The sequence below is a fragment of the Bradyrhizobium zhengyangense genome, assembly GCF_022012555.1.
Classification (GTDB): domain Bacteria; phylum Pseudomonadota; class Alphaproteobacteria; order Rhizobiales; family Xanthobacteraceae; genus Bradyrhizobium; species Bradyrhizobium zhengyangense.
In genome coordinates this window covers 141,502-164,953 of the sequence record NZ_JAKLTZ010000005.1, presented here as the reverse complement: position 1 = coordinate 164,953, position 23,452 = coordinate 141,502, and the positions used below count along the sequence as shown (strand labels likewise).

The 23,452-nt window shown below is 63.0% G+C and carries 16 protein-coding genes, 1 tRNA gene and 1 pseudogene; 13 read left to right on the top strand and 5 right to left on the bottom strand.

The annotated features are described in order from the left end of the window. Nucleotides 1-17: 17 nt before the first annotated feature. The 3 genes from L6639_RS20935 to L6639_RS20925 are packed head-to-tail and all read left to right on the top strand — an operon-like array spanning nucleotide 18 to nucleotide 3,329. Complete coding sequence (locus L6639_RS20935; RefSeq protein WP_237863521.1) at nucleotides 18-1,442, top strand: sodium:solute symporter family protein; 1,425 nt, start codon at nucleotides 18-20, stop codon at nucleotides 1,440-1,442. Next, complete coding sequence (locus L6639_RS20930; protein ID WP_237863520.1) at nucleotides 1,439-2,644, top strand: sialidase family protein; 1,206 nt, start codon at nucleotides 1,439-1,441, stop codon at nucleotides 2,642-2,644. The genes L6639_RS20935 and L6639_RS20930 overlap by 4 nt, the downstream gene beginning before the upstream one ends. Nucleotides 2,645-2,648: 4 nt before the next feature. Continuing rightward, complete coding sequence (locus L6639_RS20925; RefSeq protein WP_237863519.1) at nucleotides 2,649-3,329, top strand: SDR family NAD(P)-dependent oxidoreductase; 681 nt, start codon at nucleotides 2,649-2,651, stop codon at nucleotides 3,327-3,329. A gap of 937 nt (nucleotides 3,330-4,266) precedes the next feature. Here L6639_RS20925 and L6639_RS20920 read toward each other — a convergent pair. After that, on the bottom strand, nucleotides 4,267-7,374 hold the full coding sequence (locus L6639_RS20920; RefSeq protein WP_338076553.1) for a DEAD/DEAH box helicase: 3,108 nt from the start codon (nucleotides 7,372-7,374) through the stop codon (nucleotides 4,267-4,269). A 413-nt stretch (nucleotides 7,375-7,787) separates the two neighbouring features. Further along, nucleotides 7,788-8,975, bottom strand: coding sequence for a CaiB/BaiF CoA transferase family protein (locus tag L6639_RS20915; protein WP_237863518.1), 1,188 nt, complete (start codon nucleotides 8,973-8,975; stop codon nucleotides 7,788-7,790). A 172-nt stretch (nucleotides 8,976-9,147) separates the two neighbouring features. Here L6639_RS20915 and L6639_RS20910 point away from each other — a divergent pair, with 172 nt between their 5' ends. Further along, nucleotides 9,148-10,035 (top strand): VOC family protein, encoded by an 888-nt coding sequence (locus L6639_RS20910; protein ID WP_237863517.1) that lies wholly within the window; start codon nucleotides 9,148-9,150, stop codon nucleotides 10,033-10,035. 248 nt (nucleotides 10,036-10,283) lie between these two features. Here L6639_RS20910 and L6639_RS20905 read toward each other — a convergent pair whose 3' ends face one another. Together L6639_RS20905 and atpC are read right to left on the bottom strand one after the other, a co-directional pair. Continuing rightward, nucleotides 10,284-11,690, bottom strand: a complete 1,407-nt coding sequence (locus L6639_RS20905; RefSeq protein ID WP_237863516.1) for an OprD family outer membrane porin — start codon at nucleotides 11,688-11,690, stop codon at nucleotides 10,284-10,286. Nucleotides 11,691-11,900: 210 nt separating this feature from the next. Further along, nucleotides 11,901-12,020 (bottom strand): annotated as a pseudogene (gene atpC / locus L6639_RS20900) (F0F1 ATP synthase subunit epsilon); the annotation flags it as partial. Between the two features lie 325 nt (nucleotides 12,021-12,345). Between atpC and L6639_RS20895 the strand changes: the two are divergent. The 9 genes from L6639_RS20895 (at nucleotide 12,346) to L6639_RS20855 (ending at nucleotide 23,247) form a co-directional block, all read left to right on the top strand. After that, the gene (locus L6639_RS20895; protein WP_237863515.1) at nucleotides 12,346-12,720 is read left to right on the top strand and encodes an Ig-like domain-containing protein; all 375 of its coding nucleotides are present in this window, start codon (nucleotides 12,346-12,348) and stop codon (nucleotides 12,718-12,720) included. 350 nt (nucleotides 12,721-13,070) lie between these two features. Continuing rightward, nucleotides 13,071-13,904, top strand: coding sequence for a GntR family transcriptional regulator (locus L6639_RS20890; RefSeq protein ID WP_237863514.1), 834 nt, complete (start codon nucleotides 13,071-13,073; stop codon nucleotides 13,902-13,904). A 49-nt stretch (nucleotides 13,905-13,953) separates the two neighbouring features. Further along, nucleotides 13,954-15,135 carry an extracellular solute-binding protein gene (locus L6639_RS20885; protein ID WP_237863513.1) on the top strand — a complete coding sequence of 394 codons (1,182 nt, stop codon included), beginning with the start codon at nucleotides 13,954-13,956 and terminating at the stop codon, nucleotides 15,133-15,135. A gap of 66 nt (nucleotides 15,136-15,201) precedes the next feature. Further along, nucleotides 15,202-16,269 (top strand): ABC transporter ATP-binding protein, encoded by a 1,068-nt coding sequence (locus L6639_RS20880; RefSeq protein WP_237863512.1) that lies wholly within the window; start codon nucleotides 15,202-15,204, stop codon nucleotides 16,267-16,269. Beyond that, entirely contained in the window at nucleotides 16,266-17,192 is a 927-nt protein-coding gene (locus L6639_RS20875) for an ABC transporter permease (RefSeq protein WP_237863511.1), read from the top strand. Before L6639_RS20880 ends, L6639_RS20875 begins: the two co-directional genes overlap by 4 nt. A gap of 6 nt (nucleotides 17,193-17,198) precedes the next feature. Next, complete coding sequence (locus L6639_RS20870; protein ID WP_237863510.1) at nucleotides 17,199-18,041, top strand: ABC transporter permease; 843 nt, start codon at nucleotides 17,199-17,201, stop codon at nucleotides 18,039-18,041. A 440-nt stretch (nucleotides 18,042-18,481) separates the two neighbouring features. Then, nucleotides 18,482-19,393 (top strand): HlyD family secretion protein, encoded by a 912-nt coding sequence (locus L6639_RS20865; RefSeq protein ID WP_237863509.1) that lies wholly within the window; start codon nucleotides 18,482-18,484, stop codon nucleotides 19,391-19,393. Further along, entirely contained in the window at nucleotides 19,380-22,118 is a 2,739-nt protein-coding gene (rbbA, locus tag L6639_RS20860; RefSeq protein WP_237863508.1) for a ribosome-associated ATPase/putative transporter RbbA, read from the top strand. Before L6639_RS20865 ends, rbbA begins: the two co-directional genes overlap by 14 nt. A 1-nt stretch (nucleotide 22,119) precedes the next feature. Further along, entirely contained in the window at nucleotides 22,120-23,247 is a 1,128-nt protein-coding gene (locus tag L6639_RS20855; RefSeq protein WP_237863507.1) for an ABC transporter permease, read from the top strand. Nucleotides 23,248-23,258: 11 nt separating this feature from the next. Here the strand turns inward: L6639_RS20855 and L6639_RS20850 are convergent. Continuing rightward, nucleotides 23,259-23,333 (bottom strand) — tRNA-Gln (locus L6639_RS20850). Between the last annotated feature and the right edge of the window lie 119 nt (nucleotides 23,334-23,452).

Below are 23,452 nucleotides of genomic sequence, written 5' to 3'. Positions count from 1 at the left end.
CAGAGGAAACGTCACCGATGCAAGCCATCCTCAACGGCGACAGCACGCTCGTCATCGCGATGATCGTCGCCTATATCGCCTTCACCTCCTGGCTCACGTTCAAGCTGCGCAGCCGCACCAGCGATCAGTTCATGACCGCTTCGCGCGCGATGCCGGCCGTGGTCGTCGGCGTGCTGATGATGAGCGAATTCGTCGGCGCCAAATCGACCGTCGGCACCGCGCAGGAAGCGTTCCAGTCGGGCATGGCCGCAGGCTGGGCCGTGCTCGGCGCCTCAATCGGCTTCCTGCTGTTTGGCCTCTTGATGGTGAGGAAGCTCTACAATTCCGGCGAATACACCATCTCGGCGGCGATCGCGCAGAAATACGGCAAGTCGACCATGCTCACGGTGTCGGTGATCATGATCTACGCGCTGCTGCTGGTTAATGTCGGCAATTACGTCAGCGGCGCCGCTGCGATCGCCACCGCGCTGCATGTCAGCCTGCCGGTTGCGATGTGCATCATCGCCGTGGTCTCGACCTTCTACTATGTGTTCGGCGGACTGAAGGGCGTCGCCTGGGTGACGATCCTGCACAGCGCCTTCAAGGTGGTCGGAGTCATCATCATCTTTGCGGTCGCGATGTCGCTGACCGGCGGCATCGCGCCGATGCAGGCCAGGCTGCCGGCCTATTATTTCAGCTGGGACGGCAAGATCGGCTTTGCCACCATCTTCGCCTGGACCTTCGGCACCGTGGGCGCGATCTTCTCGACGCAGTTCATCGTGCAGGCGATCTCCTCGACGCCGAGCGCGAATGAGGCCCGCAGGGCGACCTACTACGCGGCGGCGTTCTGCCTTCCGCTCGGCTTCCTGCTCGCGCTGATCGGCGTTGCCGCGAAGTATCTCTATCCCGACATGAACAGCCTCTACGCGCTGCCGGTATTTTTGGAGAAGATGCCGCCGCTGGCCTCCGCCTTCGTGACGACCTCGCTGGTCGCCTCGATCTTCGTCAGCGTCTGCACCGTGGCGCTCGCGATCGCCTCGCTCGTGGTGCGCGATTTCTACGTGCCCTATTGGAAGCCTACGCCGGAGCGCGAGCTGAAGATGACGCGCGTGTTCTCGATCGTGATCGCGATCGTGCCGCTGGTGTTCGTGTTCTTCATTCCGGAGATCCTGAAACTGTCGTTCTTCACGCGCGCGCTGCGGCTGTCGATCACGATGGTGGCGATGCTGGGTTTCTATCTGCCGCTGTTCGCCAGCAACCGCGGCGCCACAGCCGGCCTGATCGGCGCTGCGGTCTCGACCACGGTCTGGTACCTGCTCGGCAATCCCTTCGGCATCGACAACATGTACATCGCCGCGGTGACGCCGTTGCTGGTGATGGCGATCGAGCGCCTGGTGATGGGCGCCGCGCCCGCCGCCCCGGCCGCGCAATCCAATGCTTTCGTTGAAAGGACTTCGACATGACCATCGGGACCGAGGTCGTGACCACCGAACTCGAGATCGCGGCCGACGGCGCCGTTCGCCAGGCGGCCGGCGATCCCGATAGGTTCGACGCCTTCATTCCCTCGCCTTGTGTACAGAACCACGCCGCCAATCTGATGCCGCTCGCCAATGGCGATCTCGCCTGCGTCTGGTTCGGCGGCACGCAGGAGGGCATGTCCGACATCTCGGTCTATTTCTCGCGGCTTCCGCGCGGCGCGACGCAATGGTCGCCCGCGAAAAAACTGTCGGATGATTCCGGCCGCTCCGAGCAGAACCCGGTGCTGTTCCCTGCCCCCGACGGCACGCTGTGGCTGATGTGGACGGCGCAGCTTGCGGGCAACCAGGACACCGCCATCATCCGCCGCCGCCTCTCGCGCGATCATGGCAAGAGCTGGGGCCCGATCGGAACGCTGTTTCCTGAATATCGCGGCCGCGGCACCTTCATCCGCCAGCCGATCGTCGTGCTCGACAATGGCGACTGGCTGTTGCCGGTGTTCTATTGCCACAGCACGCCGGGCCAAAAATGGAACGGCGACGAGGACACCAGCGCGGTGAAGATCTCGTCCGATGCCGGCAAGACCTGGCGCGATGTCGAGGTATCAGGCAGCCGCGGCTGCGTGCATATGAGCATCGTGCGCCTCGACGACGGCTCGCTGCTGGCAATGTATCGCAGCCGCTGGGCCGACAACATCTATCAGAGCCGGTCGACCGATCACGGCCGCAGCTGGTCGGCGCCTGAAGCGACCGCGCTGCCCAACAACAACTCCTCGATCCAACTGACGCGGCTCGGCAACGGCCATCTCGCGCTGGTCTTCAACGATTCCAGCGCCAAGGACGCAACCGGGCGGCGCCTCTCGCTCTATGACGAGATCGAGGACGACCTTCCGCCCGTGCTCGCCGGCGACGGCAGCAAGGCGGATGGACGCACTGCGTTCTGGGGCGCGCCGAGGGCGCCGATGACGCTGGCGATCTCGGCCGACGGTGGCAAGAGCTGGCGCAAGCGCAATGTGGAAATTGGCGACGGCTATTGCATGACCAACAATTCACGCGACCAGACCAATCGTGAGCTGTCCTACCCCTCCGTCAAGCAGACCGCCGACGGCGCGATCCACATGGCCTTCACGTTCCATCGCCGCGCGATCAAATATGTCCGCGTGACCGAGCCATGGGTGACGCGGGGCTGAAGCGATGGACAAGCGGCCACACGCGCTCGTCACGGGCGCCAGCTCGGGGATTGGCGCAGCGATCGTCGAGCGCCTGCTGCGCGACGACTGGCGCGTCACCGGGATCAGCCGCCGGCCTGTCACGTTCGATCATCCGGCGTTCGAGCATTTGTCGCTCGATCTTGCAGAGGTCGATTCCATTGCCGCTGCCGTCGCCGATCTCGCGCCGACGGCGCTGGTTCATGCCGCTGGCCTGCTGAAGGTCGCCCCGCTCGGATCGCTCGACCATGACGACGGCGCTGCGATGTGGCGGCTACATGTCGATGTCGCCGAACGCCTCGCCGATGCGCTGGCGCCGCGCCTGCCGAAGGGCGGGCGCATCGTCTTCATCGGCAGCCGCACCGCATCGGGCGCAGCCGGCCGCGGTCAATATGCCGCAACGAAGGCGGCGCTGGTGGCGCTGGCGCGATCCTGGGCGATCGAGCTCGCGCCACGCGGCATCACGGTGAATGTCGTCGCGCCCGCCGCGACCGAGACGCCGATGTTGAAGGACCCGACGCGCGCCACCATCGCGCCAAAGCTGCCGCCGATCGGCCGCTTCATTCAGCCGGAGGAAGTCGCGGCCGCCGTGGCATTCCTGCTCTCGGACGAAGCTGCCGCCATCACCGGGCAGCAGTTCGTGATCTGTGGCGGCAGCTCGCTCTAGGCCAGGGCGCGTCCGCATTTGAGGGGCAGGTCGACCGATCTCCGGTCAACTTCCAAATACCGGACCAGAACTGGACATTCTCTGAGGTCGCAATTGGCCAGCGTTCTTTACCTCGCGGTATCCGTATTTGAGATCAAAGTTGGCGTTCTCCTAAAGGAGTGTATTATTCCAACAATTCAACTCTTGGGAGAGGATTTTGATGGCGTACATTCGCTCTCCCGAGGTCGGAATGTTTGTCGCTGGGGGTATGGCAATAATCGGCTTCTTAGCAGCCGGGAAATTGGCTCAGGAGCGATGGCGTCGCCGACGTAGTTGGCGAACCGACGAGAAATACCGAGCGTTTTGGCATAGCCGGATTTTGCCAATGATTGTCTGGTTAGGCGGTTCCCTCATCGTATTGGCGGCATACATTCAGGATTGTCGCAATCAACTGATGCACGGCCCGTAGCGGTTTCGAATTGCTGATGAACTCTTCTAGCGACTGATCGTGGAGAAAGGAGATGTGGGCTGGCAAAGCACTTGGCTTGATCTTGGTTGCGGCTCTAGGCCTCGGGCTTCTATTCGGCGGATATCAAGACCCGAAAACACTCTGCTACCCTGCGCTCGCACTCCTTTGGTTCGGAGTTTTCACACTTCGTCCCATCCACCCGTACGTGCTGGTCCTTTTGACGCTGTTGGCGACGCTGATTTCGGGCGCGCTTTATCGGATATTTAGTATTGGGCTAGATGCCTTGGTCTACTCGGCATTCTTCCTTTTCGTTTTCGTAGCCGCAATCGCCATTCCTTTTGGATTAACGTCAATTTCGGCTTACGTAAGGTCCAGAAAGCCATGACCAAAGAGTTCGCTTCGGGTCAAAACCTGTAAAGCTCAAACCACGTAGATGCTTTCCGCTCGGTCCTCCGGACCAGACATGGCCTCTATGAGTCCACGCCCCCTTCACGTCTCGTCGAGAACCTCGAACAATTCCTCGACCATGTCGAACGGGGCATCGCGGGTCTGGCTGTGGTAGATGACGCGGTCGCCATCGCGTTGCAGCGACTTGCCCTTGGACTTACGCAGCCGTCCCGGCAGGAACGTCGCGGCCACCGCGCTTTGCCCGACGTCGAGGCGGATGATGCCGCGGCGCTTGCAATCCAGCCGCAGTCGCGCCGCCGCAAAGAAATCGCGGGCGGCCTGCGGCAACGGTCCGAAGCGGCGCGAGGTTTCCTCCTCGAGATCGTCGAGATCGTCCTCGCTGGCGCAGCGTGCGGCGCGGGCATAGAGCTCCAGCCGCACGGGGTTGGATTGCACGTAGCTCGGCGGCAGCATGTCCGCGATCGGCAGATTGAGGTCGGGTACCCACACCACGGACATGCCGTCGTCGACCTTCTCCGAGGCCATCTTGAGCAGATGGCTGTAGAGCACCGGGCCGAACACCTGGACGTGGCCGGATTGCTGCTCCGAGAACAGGTCGCCCGCGCCGCGTAGATCGAGGTCGCGCTCGCTGATGGCAAAGCCCGCGCCCGGCCGGCTGAACTCTTCCAGCACGGCGAGCCGCTTCTCTGATTGCCCCGAGGCCGACTCGGTCAGGAGATAGGCGAAGGCGCGGATGCCGCCGCGCCCGACGCGCCCGCGCAGCTGGTGCAACTGGGCAAGGCCGAAATTTTCCGGCCAGCACACCACGATGGTGTTGGCGCGCGGGATATCGAGGCCGCTCTCGACGATGTTGGTGGCAAGCAGCACGTCGGCCTTGCCCTCGACGAAGGTCATCATGCGTTCGTCGATCTCATCGGCCGGCAATTTGCCGTGCAGACAGACGATCTTGAGATCGGGCGCCACCGCCTGCACGCGGGCCAGCATCGGCTCGAGATCCTGGATGCGCGGGCAGATCAGAAAGCTTTGGCCGTGCCGCCGCTGCTCGCGCAGCAAAGCCGAGGCAATGGCGGCATCCGACAGCGGCGCGATCTTGGTTGCGACCGGCAAGCGATGCACTGGCGGCGAGGCGATGAGGCTGAGATCCCTGAAACCGGCAAGACCCGCGGCGAGCGTGCGCGGGATCGGCGTGGCGCTCATCCAGAGCGTATGGGCGTTCTTGGCGAGCCCGGAGAGTTTTGCCTTCTCGGCCGCACCAAAATGCTGCTCCTCGTCGATGATGACGAGGCCGAGATCGTCAAACCTCACGTCCTTCGAGGTGAGCGCCTGCGTGCCGACCACGATCTTGATCCGGCCGCTGCGCAGGCCTTCCCTGGTTTCCCGCACCTCGGCGCCCGAGGTGGCGCGCGACAGGCTGCCGACCTCGATTTCGAGGGGCGCAAAGCGCTTGCGGAAGGTCGCAACATGCTGCCGCGCCAGCACGGTCGTCGGCACCGCGATCGCGACCTGCTTGCCCGAAAGCACCACGGCCGCCGCCGCGCGCAGCGCCACCTCGGTCTTGCCGAAGCCGACGTCGCCGCAGATCACACGGTCCATGGGATGGCCGGATGCGAGGTCGTCCAGAACGTCGTGGATCGCCTTGGCCTGATCGATGGTGGTGAAATAAGGAAAGCGCGCAACGAATTTTTCGTAAGGCGCCCCCGGCGGGACCAGCTTTTCTGCCTTGCGGCGCTTGCGCTGGCTGATGTGCTTGGCAAGCACCTTGCCGGCGGCCTGGATCTCCTGCTCGGCCGCGCTGCGGCGCGCCCACCATGTGCTGCCATCGGCCTTGTCGAGCGCGAGCTTGCCGCGCTCGGTCGAATACGGCCACATCAGCGCCAGATCGGGCGGCGGCACGAGGACCGCATTGTCGCCGGCGAAGGACAGGCGGACCATCTCGCGCATGGCCCCGCCGCCGGTGTTGACGGTCTGCAGGCCATCGAGCACGCCGATGCCGCGCTGCAGATGCACGACCACCGTGCCCTGCTCCGGCACGTCGGCATGATCGAATGCCGCGCTCCAGCTTCGCGCCATCGGTTGCGGATGGTGCGCGCGGCTGCCGAGCACGTCGGTCGCGGTCAGGACGACAGCAGGCTTTTTGCCTGGAATGACGAAACCGCCATCGAGATCGGCGAGCAGCGCGACGTCGCGATGGCGCGCCTCGTCAACCTCCGCCCAATCCGTGACGCGCTCCGTCTTGACGCCGCTCATCCGCTCCATCGCGCGCAAATCTTCCTCCTGCGCGGCGACGAGGATGAAGCGCGAGCCGGCGCGCCTGGTCTCCTCGACGAAGGCGCGAAGAGACTTCCTGGCGGACGACAGCTTTGAGAATTCCGGCGTTGGCTGGAATGGAGAGATGCGCGCCAGCACTTTCATGCCGCGGGTCGCCTGCTTCCAGTCGCTGCGCGCCAGATATTCGCGCTCCCTGTCCGCGCGGCCGGCGGCCTCCTCGATCGTGCTCAACCAGGCATCGGCATGATCAGACACGCCGGCGTCCGCAATCCACCTGGCCTTGCCGCAATAGTCGAACAGCGTCGCACGCCTCGCGCGCGCCCCCGATAGGGCTGTTCGTTCCGACATGGGATCGACGAGAAGCTCCTTTGTCTCGAAGATGATGTCGTGCTGTTGCGGGTCGAACGCCACGATCCGCTTGATGGCGCGCCCGGAATGCTCCACCCGGAACGGCCCCAGCGCTCCGGCCGGAAAGATCTCGAAAGTCTGGCCGTGAAACAGCGCACCGCCCGGGTAATCCGGCTCGTCGTCGAGATCATAGCCCAGCTCTTCCAGGCGCGCGCGAAGCTCGCCCTCGGAAAACGTGCCGCCGACCTTCAAACCCGTGTTCAGACGCAACAGGCTCGCCGGCAGCGGCAGGCGCTCCATCACGGCTTCGGCCGTGGAGATGAGGAAGATCGGCTGCTTGGCTTTCGCCAGGCGCCGCAGCACCGAGGCACGACGGCCAGCGATCTCGCGCGATGGTTCCAACTGGTCGAACGGCAGGGTGTTCAGCCGCGGAAACACCAGGACCTCGCAGGACGGGTCCAGCGCATGAATGATACTGCCGAGTCGCTCCGCCCTGTTCTCGCTCTCGGCGAGGAACGCGAGACCGCCGCGGCCGGACTCTTTCCATTGTGCCAGCAGATGCAGCGCCATCATGCCCAGCGGCGACGACGAGGAGATCGTGGCGCGCGGCGCGCCCTTGCCCGGCTTCGGCGAAGCCTTGGCTGGCGTGCGCCTGCTTGTCGGGCTCTTTGCGAGCGCGCGCTTCTTGGGCGAACTCTTGACTGCCGCTTTCTTGATTGCCGCGTTCTTGGCTGGCCGCAATGGCTTGGAATGACGCACGTGAATCCGTTTCTCGTCGTAAGCAATCGTCAATGCCAGGCGCCACCGAGCTCATGTTGATTCGGTTGCGAATGGTCATGCATATGGGATGGGGCGCACGAACATGCGCCTCTCCACCAACCTCGTGCGACGCAGAGGTCGCCGGCAAACGCACAATGCGCGAGGATGAGCCGCCAGTCGTCTAGCAGACGCGCCGGCCGATTTCCACTCTTGTGATCACGTCGCGGCTAAATGATGCCGCTCTGCCGCAGCGCTGCAATCGCGGCCTTGTCATAGCCGAGTTCCGCGAGCACGGAATCAGTGTGTTCGCCAAGCGTCGGCGGACGCGATGCGATTTCGCCGGGCGTTTCCGAGAGCCTGACGGCAGCGCGCGCAACCGGCGCCTGCTTCGGCAAGCCGGGATAGTCGACGTCCTGCAAGAAGCCGGCGGCGCGAATGTGCGGATGATCCAGCGCCTGCTGCGGGCTTAAGACCGGCCCGGTCGGTATCATCGCCTTGCCGAGCGTGTCGACAGCCTCCTGCGTGGTGCGCATCGCGCACCAGCGCGCCATGCGCTCGCTGATGACAGGGCCGTTGTTGCCGCGGCTGATATCGTCGGCAAAGCGCGGATCGTTCAGCCAAAACTCCTCCTCGCCCATCAGCTTCGCCCAGCGCTTGAACAGCGGATGACCCGTGACCTGGCACAGCACCCAGCCATCTTTGGTGCGATAGATATCCGCAGGCGCGGCAGTCTGGCCGAGATTGCCTGTCGGAACGCGGCTGACGTTGATGACCGCCTGCTCGATCAGCGTCGCATTGGTGAAGGACAGAGCGGTCGCCAGCAGCGCGCCCTCGACGATCTGCCCGCGTCCGGATTTGCCGCGCTCGATCAGCGCGGCAAGCGTCCCGAAGGCGCAATGCAGCGCGGTGCCGAAATCCACCCAGTTCACCGCGGCCCGATACGGCGGATCGCCGGCACCGGTCATGTAGACCGAGCCCGACATGACCTGGCCGACGCCATCAAAGCCGACGCGGTCAGACCAGGGGCCCGGCCCGCCGAACGCTGTGGCTGTCGTCAGGATGATGTCCGGCTTGATCGCCTTGAGCCGCTCATAGTCGAGCTTCATCGCGCGCAGGGTCTGCGGTGGCAGATTGGCGACGACGACGTCCGCGGTCGCGATCAGCTTGCGCATCACCTCCTGCCCTTCGTCCGTCATCGGATCGAGCGTGATGCACTTCTTGTTGCGGTTGATCTGAAGAAACAGCGCGCCCTCGCCGCCTTCGCCGACCGGCGCCACGAAGCGGTCCTCGCTGCCGTCGCGCTTCTCCACGCGAATGACTTCGGCCCCGAACTCGGCCAGCAATGTCGCGCAATATGGCCCCGCGATATAGCGCCCGAAATCGAGGACGCGCACGCCGTCCAGAACTCCCCCCATCGGCCTCATTCCTTATGTCTTTCCCGGCAGATTACAGGGAATGGGTGCCGCGGCAAGGTGGCAGCCCACAACCGGCCTCGCTCTCAAGATGTGATCGGACAACCCGTTTCGGCTGGCGGAAATTCTGCTCTAGTATGGAGCCAGCAGTCCCTCCAGCCGGAAGCGCACACCCATGCCGCAACAATTCGATCGATCCGCAGAAGATCTCGGCAACGCCATCCATTTCGAGCACGTCAACATCACGGTTCCGGATCAGCGCCTCGCCACGCTGTTCTACGTCACGGGCCTCGGGCTGACCCGCGATCCCTATCTGATGGTCTCAGACACCAACATGTGGATCAACGCCGGTCGGAGCCAGTTTCACCTGCCGCAGGGCAAGCCACAGGTGCTGCGCGGCCATACCGGGCTCGTCATCGAAGGACGCGAGGCGCTGCTGGCGCGACTGGCCTCGGTCAAGAGCAAGCTCGAAGGCACGGCCTTCGCCTACGCCGAGCACAATGATTATGTCGAGGCGACCTGCCCCTGGGGCAACCGCATTCGCGTCCATGAACCCGACGCCGCGCGCTTCGGGCGCATCACGATCGGCATCCCCTATGTCGAGTTCGATGTGCCGGTGGGATCGGCGCAGGCGATCTGCGCCTTCTATCCAGAAATCATGGGCATGCCCGCGGCCTTGCGCAACGGTGACGGCAAGGTTGCCGCGGTGCAGACCGGCCGCGACCAGCACCTCTTGTTCCGCGAGACCGACCGGCCGCAGCCCGGCTATGACGGCCACCATGTGCAGATGTACATCACCGATTTCTCGGGCCCCTATCGCAAGCTGCTGGCGCACGATTTGATCTCGCGCGAGGACAATCAGTACCAGTACCGTTTCTGCGACATCGTCGATCTCGACAGCGGCAAGCCTCTCTTCACGGTCGAGCACGAGGTGCGCAGCGCGACGCACCCGATGTTCATGCGGCCGCTGGTCAATCGCAATCCCGCCGTCAACAACCGCAACTACGCCTACGGCCACGACCAGGCGTCGTGGGCGATGGGACCGGATCAATACGAGGGTTAGGGAGCACTTGGCTGGGGCGGGAGGGTACCACGCCAAGACCATATGCCTGAATACCCTGAAAAATTCAGGCGACGCGATCACCGGGGCCATCTGACCAGCCTTCGCGCGCCGGCCTGTCGGTTGCCATCGGACCGTCCCCCGGGAGCCTCGACAGACAGAGAAGCGCCGTCGAACTCGTGACACATCGGTGCAATGCGAGCCCGTGTATTCGCGCTACGCTTAATTGTGTTCAGGAGAAAGTGGCTCCCCTATTGCTTCGACACCGACGGTTCCGGCCTGAAGAGAACAGTGTAATCGGCAATCAAGCGGAATTCTTGCTGTGTGGGGCGCAAGTTGCCTTGTTGCCAAGCATTTGAGTACTGCGTCTTCAGCCGCAGGCCTTTCAAGGGGCCTTCGGTCGGCCGGTACTGCAACCATACGTCCAGTTCTCGACGGTCGGGGATCGCCACGTTGGTCAGCGGATTCAGGGCTCCCCACCCCTGGCTATACCAGGCACCGGTGCTCAATCCGGGGAGCCCAAAGGCCGCGAAATCATAGGCCGCGCTGCCGCCGATTGCCTTCTCGCCGGCGTTGTCAAAGGACACCTGCTGCATGTCCGTGTAGTTCGGTTTGGTGCCAAAAGGCGAATAGATCTTGGACTGGTTTCCTGTCGCCGATCCCGCAACGAAGAGCGTCCAGCCGGCATACGCCATCTGTGCCTTTGCAGAAGCCTGATAGGTCTCGAATGAATTGCCCGTCAGCAGGTTGTCGCCGACGCTCGTCTGGGCGATGACATTGCCGCCCAAGATGAAGTTTGGCATTCCCTTTGGCTGCCTGAAGTCATACTCCGCCTGGCCGAAACCGGAATTGATGAAATTCTGGACGTTGTAATCCATCGCCGTCAGCACGAGGCCAGGGATCGGGCGCAGCCTCATCATTCCAAATGGCGTGCCCTCTGTACCGGTTCCGGCAAGCGCATTCGACATCGAAATGAAATCGTTCGAATCGCGCGGCTTGATATTCCAGATGTAACCAAGGGCGTAGTCGTAGAGGCGATCCTTGTCCGGTAACGATACAAGCGTCGCGGCCTCGAACGTATTGGGCACCATCCGATTGTCTTGAGGATTGATCAATGGCGTGTCGACCAATTGCCGGCCGCCACGGATTTCCTGGTCGCCAAGTTGAATCCGTCCGTAGATCTGCCCCAAGGTATTGATGTTGTTCTGGCCCGGCGCCAACAACTTCGTACCGTCTTGGTCCGGAGGACCAAATATCTTCTCCGATCCATAGAATGCGGCGTGAACGCCGAACAGGTCGCCGATCAGACCAGATCGGATCGCAAGCCATCCACCTGCGGCATAAGCCTGCGACTTGGTTCCGTCGAAATTGTCGCGGTTCATGTAGTAGGTTCGTGCGACGTACTGCACCAGTGAATCTCGAAAAAACGCCGGCAGTTCCTGTGCATTCCGGCCCCAGTAGATTTCCTTCATGAACGGTTGCGCGGGGAACTTGTCCAGCGTCCACGAGGACAGACGCTCGCGATCGGCAATTTCATCTCGCGACGCGGGCAGCAGAAGTTCTTGGGCTGTTGCCAGCGGCGCGGCGCAGAAGCAAATTGCAACGAGGCCGGCTGAAGCAACGAAGCGGCTGCACCTGATTCGAAACATGCTGTGCATACTTCCTTCTCCTGTCCCCGGGAGCGGATTGATCGCATGCTGGTTAAGGATCACGACAGCATTTCTCTCAGTCCAACCTTTGACTTAGATCAACCTCAGCTCCCCCTGAGTACCGTCAGCGGTATCGAAGCACTGCTTGCCAGATTGGGTTACTCGTCCCGAAGGTGCTTACGCGAACCTCGCCGAGACTGCAGTGCTAGAGCGCCACGTCGGCGCGTGTCCGGCAAGGACACCGAGATCGCCTTCAATTCCCGGCAGATCGACCTGATGAGCCTCGCCGAGAAACACGATCCCTGCCGGACTGACCAAAGACACTTCAAACGCAGACATGCCAGTCCCCCTCAAGAGCTCCCGCGCAATTTGCCGCAGCTTACTCCTCGTTCGCCCCGTCTCGGCGAAGACGCTTGTGTTCACCGCTATGGCTCCCCTCGTGTCGCAAGCATCTGGACTTCCATCCATCCTCGCGTTCTCACGCGGCCCGCAACCATCTTCGGGAACGGCAAAGCGACAGACAGAATACGCGCAGGTTCTGCGGCGCCTTACACTTGAGCCTCACGCCAAATCACGTTCGCACCTTTGACTTATCGCAAGAGACAGAACGTCCCAGTGTCACAGATTGGCGACATTGATACTCACCATCTGGAGGAGGACGACAATGCACAAGTTTACGGTCTGTACGTTTGCCGCAATCTTCGCACACATTGGACTTGCGTCTTCGCCGGCGTTCGCAGCCTCGGAGTGCCCGGCCACCGGGACGTTGTCCGACTGGGGAGTCAACTCGACCGGTTATTTCGCCGTCGCTTCAGGTGGAAGCTGCCAGTTTCCCGTCAGAATCGCCGGCGAAATGCTGAGTTCGAAGATCGCGACAAAGCCTGCGCACGGCACCCTGACGAAGCTTAACGTAACGACCTATGTGTACACGGCGAAGGCCGGCTACAAAGGTCCGGATAGCTTCGCGGTCGCCGCGACGGGCAAGGGTCCAACAGGTCATGGCACGTCTATCATTACTATGAATGCAACTGTGCAATAGTCGCTTGGGACACCGATCTCGAAATCATGCGGCACGTCAGGAATCAGGCCCGCGGTCGTTCGGCTGTTCGCTATCGAAGCGATGAGCCGGACCGCGCGAGTCACGGCAGAAACAGCAAAACTGATTCATGCGGACAAGTTCTCGCATAACCCGCTCGGGCCGCGGCGTCCGCTCCCAAGAGCAGTAGCGTTAGCAAAACAATCTTCGGCCGTAAGCTGGCCTGCCGGCCTCTTTGAGCAATTTGACGGCCGTTTCGATGCTCGGCGCTCTCTTGACCCAGATTTCCAACGAGTTGACGCTACGGGGCGGACTAATATACTAGTGTTCCAATTCTAAGATGGGAGGAAAGCTTGGACCGACGCACGGCGCGCGATCGCGGTCGCCAAGGCGGCCGTCCAATCAGCTCCGCACCCGCCGAGGCCGACGCAATTCTGTTGAGGCGCAATACCATCGCAGAGCAGATCCATGCCCTCCTGCGCCGCGACATCATCTGCGGTCGCCTGCCGCCACGCGCCGGCCTAACCGATCAGGAATTGGTCCAACGTTTTCGCGTATCGCGAACGCCAATCCGGGAGGCCATGATCAAGCTCGCTGATGAAGGCCTGGTCGAGATATTTCCGCAATATGGCTCGTTCGTCGCACCGATCAAACTCGCCGAGGTCTTGGACAGCCAATTCGTTCGCGAGACGCTGGAATGCGCCGCGGTCGAAAAGGCGGTCGCGCAGATGGATTCCAGGCAGGCCGATGACCTGAAGGCTCTTCTGGATCGCCAGCGCGCATTGCAGCGAAGCGGCGACGAGGAGGGCTTTATCCGCGCCGACGAGGCCATGCATGCCCGGATTTTTTCGATCGCCGGCCATCCGACAGCCTGGCAGTTTGTGGCCGGTGCCAAGGCACAGATGGATCGCGTGCGCTATCTCGCTATGACGATCCTGCACAAACAACCATCTGTCATCGCCCAGCACGCCCTCATCATCGACGGGCTCTGCGCCCGGGATCGCGAGGGCGCTGTCGCGGCCATGCGCACCCACACGCGGGGAATTCTGAAGACCATCGAGATTCTCAAGGGTGGGAAGTACGACTATTTCGCCGAAGAGGACGGAAATCTGCAGCCGCGGCGCGAAGCACTCGATCAAGAAGCCCGGAAGCGGCCGCGGAAAGTACAAGCCGACAACTTACCATAAGCATCGCGCAAGACGTTGCGCGCCAATTCAAAAGGGAGAGAGAACGGCCATGACATTTGCACCTACTCGCCGCAACGTCGTCGCGGGCCTCGCCGGCTCGTTCGCCTTCAACGGTCGCGCTTTCGCGGCGTCTCCGCCGCTGCCGTCCTCCCCCGTTTCCTTGAACATCGTCGACGTTGCCGGCAACCTGGCTTTGACGCAGAAGGCGATCGAGGCCTACCGCGCCAAGAAGCCCAGTCTCGTCTCCAAGATCACCTTTACCAAGGCGCCGGCGCCGGAGCTGCCCGGCAAAATCAAGGCGCAACAGGACGCTGGCCGGGTCGACATTGACGGCGTGCTGACCGGCATCGATGCGCTCTCAGCGGGAGTCGACCAGAACCTCTGGATTCCGACCGTGAAGGACTACGCGGACAAGCTGCCGAAGCTCGACGATATCTATCTGCCGGGCGCGCGCGCCATGCAGGGGCTCGCGGCCAATCAGGGCGTTTGCATTGTCTTCTGTCCAGCAGGCCCCGTGATGGAATACATGCCCGAGAAGGTGAAGCAGGTGCCGGGCACGGCCGAGGAGTTGCTGGCCTGGGCCAAGGCCAATCCCAACCGATTCATGTACGCACGTCCCGCCAACTCGGGTCCGGGCCGCGTATTCATGATGGGGCTTCCCTACATCCTCGGGGACAAAGACCCGAAGGATCCAAAGGACGGCTGGGACAAGACATGGTCGTTCCTCAAGGAGCTTGGGCAAAACGTCGAATATTATCCCGCGGGTACGGGCGCGGTGATGAAGGAGCTCGGCGAAGGTTCGCGCGACATGATCCCCTCACAGATGGGCTGGGACATCAACCCGCGTGCGCTCGGCGTTGTGCCGAAAGAAGCAAAGGTCTTCTTCCTGAAAGGCTTCCACTGGATTCTCGACGCCCACTATCTGTGTATCCCCAAGGGCGTCAGCCCTGACAAGCTCGCGGTGCTGCTCGATCTCCTCAACTATCTGCTCGGCAAAGACGCGCAGGCCACCACCTACGACACCGGCTACTTTTATCCGGGACCGGCAGTGAAGGATGTCACGCTGGCGATGGCGCCACAGGACAGCCAAGACGTCATCAAGGAATTCGGTCGCGCGGAATATGAGGCCGCGATCACTGGCAACCCACAGGAGCTGCCGCTGACACCCGATAAGCTCGTCTACGCCTTCGGTCGCTGGGATGAGCAGATCGGCGCCCAAAAGAAGAAATGACGCGGGGTGGCCTGCCTTTATGGCCCTCAGATGAGAGCAGCCTGGTTCTCCTGGAGTTCTTGATACATGTCGATTGCAGGACGTGACTTCCGCGAGCTCCGGCTGGAGGACCTGAATCGCAGCTTTGGCATGCTGAACGCCCTCAAGGGCGTCAGCCTGAGCGTCAAACGGGGCGAGTTCATTGCACTCCTCGGCCCGTCCGGATGCGGCAAGTCGACCGCACTCAACTGCCTCGCAGGCCTGCTCACGCTGAGCGGCGGCAGCATCTGGCTCGACCAGACCCGGATCGACCGGCTCAAGCCGGAAGAGCGCGGCTTCGGCATGGTGTTCCAGAACTATGCGCTGTTTCCGCATATGACAGTCCGCCGCAACATCGGCTTCGGGCTCACAATGCAACGCAGGCCAAAGGAGGAGATCGCGCGCAAGGTCGAGGAAGCCCTTGCCATCGTCCGCCTCGGCCAGCAGGGCGACAAGCTGCCGGGTCAGCTTTCGGGCGGTCAGCAACAACGCGTGGCGATCGCACGTGCCATCGTGATCGAACCGCCGCTGGTCTTGATGGATGAGCCGCTGTCCAACCTGGATGCAAAGCTTCGACTGGAAATGCGCTCGGAGATCCGCCGCATCCATGACCTGATCGGCTCGGCCACCATCTATGTCACCCACGACCAGGAGGAGGCGCTTTCGCTGGCCGACCGGATCGTCGTGATGCGCGACGGCACGGTGCGCCAGGTCGGCACGCCGGCGGAGCTCTACGGCCGGCCGGCGCATGCCGATGTTGCGGAGTTCATGGGTTATCGCAACGTGCTGCCCGCGCGCGTGCTCGACGGCGGCGGCAGCGGTTGCATTCAGGTGTCTGTCGGCGGCGCTGCGCTCAAAGGGATGGCCATCGAACAACGCCCCGCCGATCAGGCGATCGTTGCCGTTCGGCCCGACGATCTCAGGCCCGCCAGCGACGGGCCAGTAGCCGCGATTGTGGAGAGCGCGCAGTACCACGGACGCGAGTTCTACTGCTCCGGACGTGCAAGCGACGGTACCGAGCTCTATTTCTGCTCACCGCAACCAGTACGGAAGGGCGAGCGGGTGCTCCTGGCCGCCGATCCGACCCGCGTGCTGATTTATGCGGGCACATCATGACCCATACTTCCGATCGACTGGCGCGCGCCACGCAAGAGAGTACTCATGAACGCACTCCCTGGCGCGTCCGGCTTGCGCTCCATGACATCGACGGCATCACCCTTCTGGTGGTGCCTGCGGTGCTTTTTGTGCTCGGTCTCTTCGTCTATCCGTTCCTCTATGGTTTGGTGTTGTCATTCAAGCCGCGTGCCGGGGACTTCCTTGCCAACTACAGAAAATTCTTCTCCGACCCGTTCCTCTATGACACTATTTACGCGACATTGCGGCTCGCGCTGCCGGCGACCATCATCAACGTACTGGTTTCGATTCCGGTCGCGCTTCGCGTGCGCAAGCTGCACCGCCGCCGGCTGTTGACGACAATCCTCGTCATCCCGATCACGCTCGGCACGGTGCTGATCGCCGAGGGCCTGCTCAATTATCTCGGTCCGCAGGGCTGGCTGAATCGCACGCTGATGCTGTTGGGCGTGATCAGCGCGCCGCTGCGGCTCGTGCACAACTACACCGGCGTGATGATCTCCCTGATTCTGTCCGGCTTCCCCTTCACCTTTCTGCTGACCCTCTCTTATATCACCGGGATCGATGCCTCGCTCGAGCAGGCCGCCGCAACGCTCGGGGCCACGGCCCGAGCGCGCTTCCGCCATATTGTGCTGCCGCTGCTGGTGCAGGGGCTCGCTGTCAACTTCTGCCTCTCCTTCGTTCAAACGTTTTCAGTGTTTCCGTCGGCGGTGCTGCTGGGGGCGCCGGCCGGCGATACAAGAGTGATCTCGATCGCTGCCTATCAGGCTGCCTACGAGCAGTACGACGCGTCCATGGCCGCGACGATCGCAATGATCATGGGCTTCGTGCAACTCACCGTCGTCGTGCTGGCACTCGCGGGGCGAAACCTGTTCTACCGTGGCGCGGCGGGTGGCGGAAAGGGCTAAAGGGCAATGGGCCAGGACAAGACCATCTCCGAGCGACTGTGGGCCGTGGCGATCTGGGCAGCCGTTATCTTCTTCATCATCAACTTCATGGCGATGATTGCGACGGTCGTGATCAACTCCTTCGGCACGCGATGGCTCGGAACGTGGTTGCCGGCCGGCTACACGACTCGCTGGTACCGCTCGGCGTGGGACGAATTTCAGCTCGGTGATGTGTTGATCACCACGTTCCAGGTAGTTGGCGCTGTGGTGCTGTTATCAGGGCTGTTCGGCGTGCCCGCAGCCTATGCGCTGGCCCGCCGCAACTTCCCCGGCAAGCAGCTCGTCATGCTGTTGTTTCTGCTCCCCCTGATGATCCCGCCGATCACGTTCGGCATTCCGCTCGCGACCGTGCTCTATCGGCTCGGCGTCGGCGGAACATTTTGGGGCGTCATCATTGCCAACCTCGTGCCGACAGTGCCTTTCGTCATCCTGGTGATGATCCCCTTTATCGAGCAAATCGACCCGCGTATCGAGTCCGCGGCCCGCGTGTTCGGCGCCGGGACGGGGCAGCTGTTTGTTTACGTCCTGGTTCCGCTGCTCGCACCGGGCATTCTGGCAGCGCTGCTACTGGTACTGGTACGCACGATTGCGATGTTCGAGTTGACTTTTTTTACCGCCGGGCCCGATAGCCAGACGCTGGTTGTCGCGCTTTACTACGCCGTCTATGCAGCCGGCGTGAGGGCGGGCCAGTCGATCGACGCGATGGCGGTCATCTACATGATCACCACGCTGATCTGGCTGCTGATCGCGCTACGTTTCGTCGATCCCACCCAGATGGTCGCCCGCGCTAAGCAGGAAGCAGCGAGGTAAGATGACAAAAAAATTCCGCCGCGCTGTTGCGAGTGCGCCGCGGGCTTCGCGCTAAGTGGGTCCGGGCCTCCGAATGACGGAATCAAAATCAGTTTGATAATTCAACGATTTCAAGGGGCGTTTGGAAGAAGGCCGAAAAGTCCCCTCTTCTGAGCCAAGATCCTCTCATCGTGGATCAACCGTTGACAGCGAAAATCCAACCGCGAGCGCGTCTGGGGCGGTGGGTAAATCTTGGGCAAGTCATTGCCAAGTCGACCACGAGGCCAGCCAAGCAGCGCCCTCATTGAGCTAACTCAAGCTGGTCCGACGATCTCAGGCTATTCAAGACATTCGATCGGACCGTTGAGATATGGCGCCTAACAATGCGTGGCCCCGCAGTATTTGCTATCGCCGCCTTGCTTACGCTTGCTGCAGGCGGATATATCTACTGGACGCAAGTGATGGCGGTGCAGACCCCTGTCGGGCTTGCGACCGCCAACGGCCGCATCGAAGTGACGCGCGTCGACATCGCCTCCAAATTGCCCGGGCGGGTGGCGCAAGTCCGCGTCAAGGAAGGTGATGCCGTTGAGAAGGGCGAGCTGATCGCCGCGCTCGATACCACGGAGCTGCGCGCACAGCTTGCCGGCGCCAAGGCCGCGGTTCAGCGCGCCGCAGCCTCCATCACCCATGCCGAGGCCGACATCAATATCCGCAAGGCGGAGTACGACTTGGCCGAGATCGAGACGCAGCGCGCGACGCGTCTTGAGCAGACGTCCGCCGGAACCAGGGCCGATCTCGAACGGCGCCGCGCACAAAGCCTCGTCGCCGCCGCACAAATCGAGGGTGCGCGCGCGGCGATGGTCGAAGCCAATGCGGCCAGGGAGGCCGCCGATGCCCAGGTCGCGCAGATCGAGGCGACGCTCAGCGATTCCGAACTGCACACGCCGGTGTCGGGCCGTGTCGAGTACAAGCTGGTGCAGGCCGGCGAAGTGGTCGCGGCAGGCGGTCGTGTGGTCACTATCCTCGATCTCTCCGACGTCTACATGACCGTCTTCCTGCCGACCGGCGAGAGCGGCCGGATCGCACTCGGCTCGCAGGCGCGCATCGTGCTCGACTCGGTTCCGAACGCCGTGTTCCCTGCCACTGTCTCCTTCGTCGCTGCCGAGGCGCAGTTCACGCCGAAGACGGTCGAGACGCAGAACGAGCGGCAGAAGCTGATGTACCGCGTCAAGCTCTCCATCGACCCGAAGCTGCTCGACACCTACCGGGACTATGTCAAAGCCGGCCTCAGCGGCAACGCCTATGTCCAGGTGACTCCGAACGCGACTTGGCCCGCCTGGCTTGCCATCCGGCTGCCCAATGTCGCCGGCTGAGCCTTTCGCCGTTGAAGTCAGCGAGGTCGCCTACCGCTACGGCAAGGTAACGGCGCTGGCCGACATCGGCCTGTCCGTCCGCGCCGGCAGCGCCACGGCGCTGGTCGGGCCTGACGGCGTCGGCAAATCGACCCTGCTCGCGCTGATCGCCGGCGTCCGCCGCTTGCAGGCGGGCAGCATCCGGACACTGGGCGGCGACATCGCTTCGCGCGCCCACCGCGACGACATCATGGCGCGCATCGCCTACATGCCGCAGGGCCTCGGGCGCAATCTCTATCCGAGCCTATCGGTCGCCGAGAACATCGATTATTTCGGCCGCCTGTTCGGCCAGTCGGCGACCGAGCGCGCGGCTCGCATCAAGCAATTGTTGAGAGCGACCGGCCTTGCTCCGTTTCCCGACCGGCCGGCCGGCAATCTCTCGGGCGGCATGAAGCAGAAGCTGTCGCTGTGCTGCACGCTGATCCACGATCCCGACCTGCTCATCCTCGACGAACCGACCACCGGCGTCGACCCCCTGTCGCGGCGACAGTTCTGGCGGCTGATCGACGACATTCGCGCCCAGCGTCCGCAGCTCACAGTGCTGGTCTCGACCGCCTATATGGAGGAAGCCGAGCGCTTCGATCACGTCGTCGCCATCGACGCCGGCCGCGTGCTGGCGCAGGGCGCTCCGTCCGAGCTCCTCAAGCAGACCGGAACCCAGCACTTCGAACAGGCCTATATCGCGCTACACGGCGGCAGCGTCGCACCTGAGATGGTGCCCATCGCGCCTTTGCCACCGAGCGCTGACGACACGCCGGCCATCGTGGCCGAGGGGCTGACGCGCCGGTTCGGCGACTTCGTCGCCGTCGATCATGTCAGCTTCAGCATCCGGCGTGGCGAGATCTTCGGGTTCCTCGGCTCGAACGGCTGCGGCAAGACCACGACGATGAAGATGCTCACCGGCCTGTTGGACATCAGCGACGGACGCGCCGAACTGCTCGGACGTCCCGTCGAGGCGGGCGACCTCGCCACGCGCCTGCGCGTCGGCTACATGTCCCAGGGCTTCTCGCTCTACGAGGAGCTGACAGTCCGCCAAAATCTCGAGCTGCATGCGCGCCTCTATCGTATTGCGGAAGCGGAGGTGAAGCAGGTTGCCGATCGGGCCCTGGAACATTTCGGCCTGGTCGAGGCGGCAAGCAGCAAGCCGCCGAGCCTGCCGCTCGGCATGCGGCAGCGGCTGCAGCTTGCTGCGGCATGCCTGCATCGCCCCGAGGTGATGATCCTCGACGAGCCGACCTCCGGGGTCGATCCCGCCGCGCGCGACATGTTCTGGCGCCTGCTTGGCGAGTTGTCCCGCCGCGACGGCGTGACCATCTTCGTGTCGACGCATTTCATGAACGAGGCCGAGCGCTGCGATCGCGTTTCCCTCATGCACGCCGGCAAGGTGCTTGCTGTCGGCACGCCAAAAGAGCTGCGGCAGGCCAGGAACACGGCCAGCCTGGAGGACGCGTTCATCGCCTATCTCGAAGAGGCCGATCCCGACGGGACGGTCGACGAAGGGGCGCACGCCGTCTGGACGACGTCGGCGGCAGCCCGTCCGCTGCCGAATGACAGCCTGCGGGCATCGCTGCGCCGCATGTGGGCATTCAGCTACCGCGAGATGCGCGAACTGCTACGCGACTGGGTACGACTGGGCTTTGCGCTGCTCGGTCCGCTGCTGCTGCTTCTGACCTTTGGATACGGCATCACCTTCGACGTGGAGAACCTGTCTTTCGCCGTGCTCGATCGCGACCACAGCGCCGACAGCCGGCAACTGGTCGAGAGCTTCGCCGCCTCGCGCTATTTCAGACAGATGACGCCCCTGCACAGCGAGACGGAGGTCGATCGTCGTCTGCGCGCCGGCGACCTGCGCCTGGTGATCGACATCCCGCCCGGCTACGGCCGCGATCTCGTCGCCGGCCGCCAGCCCGAGGTCGCCTTCTTCCTCGACGGTGCGACGCCCTTCCACGCCGAGACGACGCGCAACTACGTGGACGGCATCGTGCTCTCCTATGTCGAGGACCTCGCGCGCCGCACCCGCGGCGCTGTGCCGAAGCTCGTGGCGGCCTCGCTCGAGCCGCGTTTTCGCTATAACCAGGATTTCCGCAGCGTGTTTGCGCTCACGCCGGGACTGGTCATGATCTTCATGGTGCTCTTCCCGTCAATGCTCGCCGCCCTCGGCGTGGTGCGCGAGCGCGAGCTCGGATCGATCACCAATCTCTACGCCTCGCCGGCGACGGTCGCGGAGTTCCTGCTCGGCAAGCAGCTGCCCTACATTCTCTTCAGCTGCGCGAGTTTCGTCAGCCTCTTGGTGCTGGCGAGCCTTGCCTTCGGCGTAATCGTCAAGGGCTCGGTTGCCGCGCTCGCGCTGGGCGGCCTGCTCTATATCTTCGCCTCTACTGCCTTCGGCATTCTCGTGTCCGTCTTCGTGCGCAGCCAGGTGGCTGCGATCATCGTCACCGCCATCGTCAGCACCGTCCCGGCGATCAATTTCTCCGGCTACCTCTACCCGGCCGCCGCCCTGCAGGGCAGCGGTCGATTCATCGGCATGAGCTTTCCCTCGCTCTGGTTCCAGAACATTTCACTGGGCACCATCACCAAGGCGCGCAGCTTCGTCGAACTCTATCCGAACCATCTCATCCTGCTCGCCTTCGGTCTTGCCTATCTCGTGGCCGCGAGCCTCTTGTTGCGCAAACAGGACGGCTGAAATGACCCGCTGGCTCTCCAACGTGTTCCGCCTCGGCGTCAAGGAGCTTGCGAGTCTCGCAAGTGACGTGGTGCTGGCCTTCTTCGTGGTCTATTCCTTCTCGTTCAGCGTCTATAGCGAATCGACGGGGATCACGACCGAGGTCAACAACGCACCGATCGCCATCGTCGATTCCGATCGTTCGGTGCTGTCCACCCGCATCGCCGACGCGCTACTGCAGCCCTATTTCCGCCGTCCGGTCCCGGTCGACCGTTCTGCCGTCGACCGCCTCATGGATGAAGGCCAGTATGCCTTCGTGCTCGACATCCCGCCACGGTTCCAGGCCGATGTGCTGAACGGGCGCGATCCGGCGGTGCAACTCAACATCGACGCCACGGCCATGACACAGGCGGCAGTCGGCGCCGGCTACGTGTCCTCGATCCTGCAGCAGGAAACGACGAACTACGTGCATTCCCGCGGCATCGCGCGCGAACTCCCGCTGCGCAGCGTCGAACGCGCCTTCTTCAATCCGAACCTGGAAGGCTTCTGGCACATGGCGATCAATGCGCTGGTGGAGAACCTGACGATGCTGACCATCCTGCTGGTCGGCGCGGCGGTCATTCGCGAGCGGGAGCGTGGCACCATCGAGCACCTCCTGGTCATGCCTGTCCGCGCGCACGAGATCGCCGTCGGAAAGATCTGGGCCAACGCGCTGGTGGTGGCATTCTTCGGCACGCTCTCGCTGCTTGTCGTGATCAAGGGCATATTGCACGTGCCGATCGCGGGCTCGATCCCGCTATTCGTCTCCGGCATGGTGATCTATCTCTTCGCCATCGCCTCGCTCGGCATCCTTCTCGCGACCATCGCCAACACCATGCCGCAGTTCGCGCTGCTCGCGATCCCGGTGTTCCTCATCCTCAACATGCTGTCGGGCGGGGCCTCTCCGCTCGAAGCCATGCCGCAGCCGCTCCAGGTCGCGATTCAGATTTCGCCGGCCGTGCATTTCGTGCAGTTCACGCAGTCGGTGTTGTGTCGGGGCGCCAGCATCGACCAGGTCTGGCCGCATCTCGCCGCGATTGTCGGGCTTGGCGCAATCTTCCTGGCGGCCGCACTTGCCCGATTCCGCCGGATGCTGGCGCGGGCGCAGTAGATCCTGGGAGCTGGCTGGGGCGGGAGGGATCGAACCTCCGAATGGCGGAATCAAAATCCGCTGCCTTACCGCTTGGCTACGCCCCATCAGGCAACCACGGGAACGACGGACGGGCTGGCACCCGCAGATTCCCTTTGGTCGCAGCCGGTCTATAGGGTGCGGCGCGGCATTTCAACCGCCTGGAGGGGCAAAATACCACCGTCCG

Excerpts from the sequence above, each read along its gene's own strand:
- L6639_RS20935 (WP_237863521.1), top strand. The coding sequence starts at position 18 with ATGCAAGCCATCCTCAACGGCGACAGCACGCTCGTCATCGCGATGATC.
- L6639_RS20930 (WP_237863520.1), top strand. The coding sequence starts at position 1,439 with ATGACCATCGGGACCGAGGTCGTGACCACCGAACTCGAGATCGCGGCC.
- L6639_RS20925 (WP_237863519.1), top strand. The coding sequence starts at position 2,649 with ATGGACAAGCGGCCACACGCGCTCGTCACGGGCGCCAGCTCGGGGATT.
- L6639_RS20920 (WP_338076553.1), bottom strand. The coding sequence starts at position 7,374 with ATGATGGCGCTGCATCTGCTGGCACAATGGAAAGAGTCCGGCCGCGGC.
- L6639_RS20915 (WP_237863518.1), bottom strand. The coding sequence starts at position 8,975 with ATGGGGGGAGTTCTGGACGGCGTGCGCGTCCTCGATTTCGGGCGCTAT.
- L6639_RS20910 (WP_237863517.1), top strand. The coding sequence starts at position 9,148 with ATGCCGCAACAATTCGATCGATCCGCAGAAGATCTCGGCAACGCCATC.
- L6639_RS20905 (WP_237863516.1), bottom strand. The coding sequence starts at position 11,690 with ATGCACAGCATGTTTCGAATCAGGTGCAGCCGCTTCGTTGCTTCAGCC.
- L6639_RS20895 (WP_237863515.1), top strand. The coding sequence starts at position 12,346 with ATGCACAAGTTTACGGTCTGTACGTTTGCCGCAATCTTCGCACACATT.
- L6639_RS20885 (WP_237863513.1), top strand. The coding sequence starts at position 13,954 with ATGACATTTGCACCTACTCGCCGCAACGTCGTCGCGGGCCTCGCCGGC.
- L6639_RS20880 (WP_237863512.1), top strand. The coding sequence starts at position 15,202 with ATGTCGATTGCAGGACGTGACTTCCGCGAGCTCCGGCTGGAGGACCTG.
- L6639_RS20875 (WP_237863511.1), top strand. The coding sequence starts at position 16,266 with ATGACCCATACTTCCGATCGACTGGCGCGCGCCACGCAAGAGAGTACT.
- L6639_RS20870 (WP_237863510.1), top strand. The coding sequence starts at position 17,199 with ATGGGCCAGGACAAGACCATCTCCGAGCGACTGTGGGCCGTGGCGATC.
- L6639_RS20865 (WP_237863509.1), top strand. The coding sequence starts at position 18,482 with ATGGCGGTGCAGACCCCTGTCGGGCTTGCGACCGCCAACGGCCGCATC.
- rbbA (WP_237863508.1), top strand. The coding sequence starts at position 19,380 with ATGTCGCCGGCTGAGCCTTTCGCCGTTGAAGTCAGCGAGGTCGCCTAC.
- L6639_RS20855 (WP_237863507.1), top strand. The coding sequence starts at position 22,120 with ATGACCCGCTGGCTCTCCAACGTGTTCCGCCTCGGCGTCAAGGAGCTT.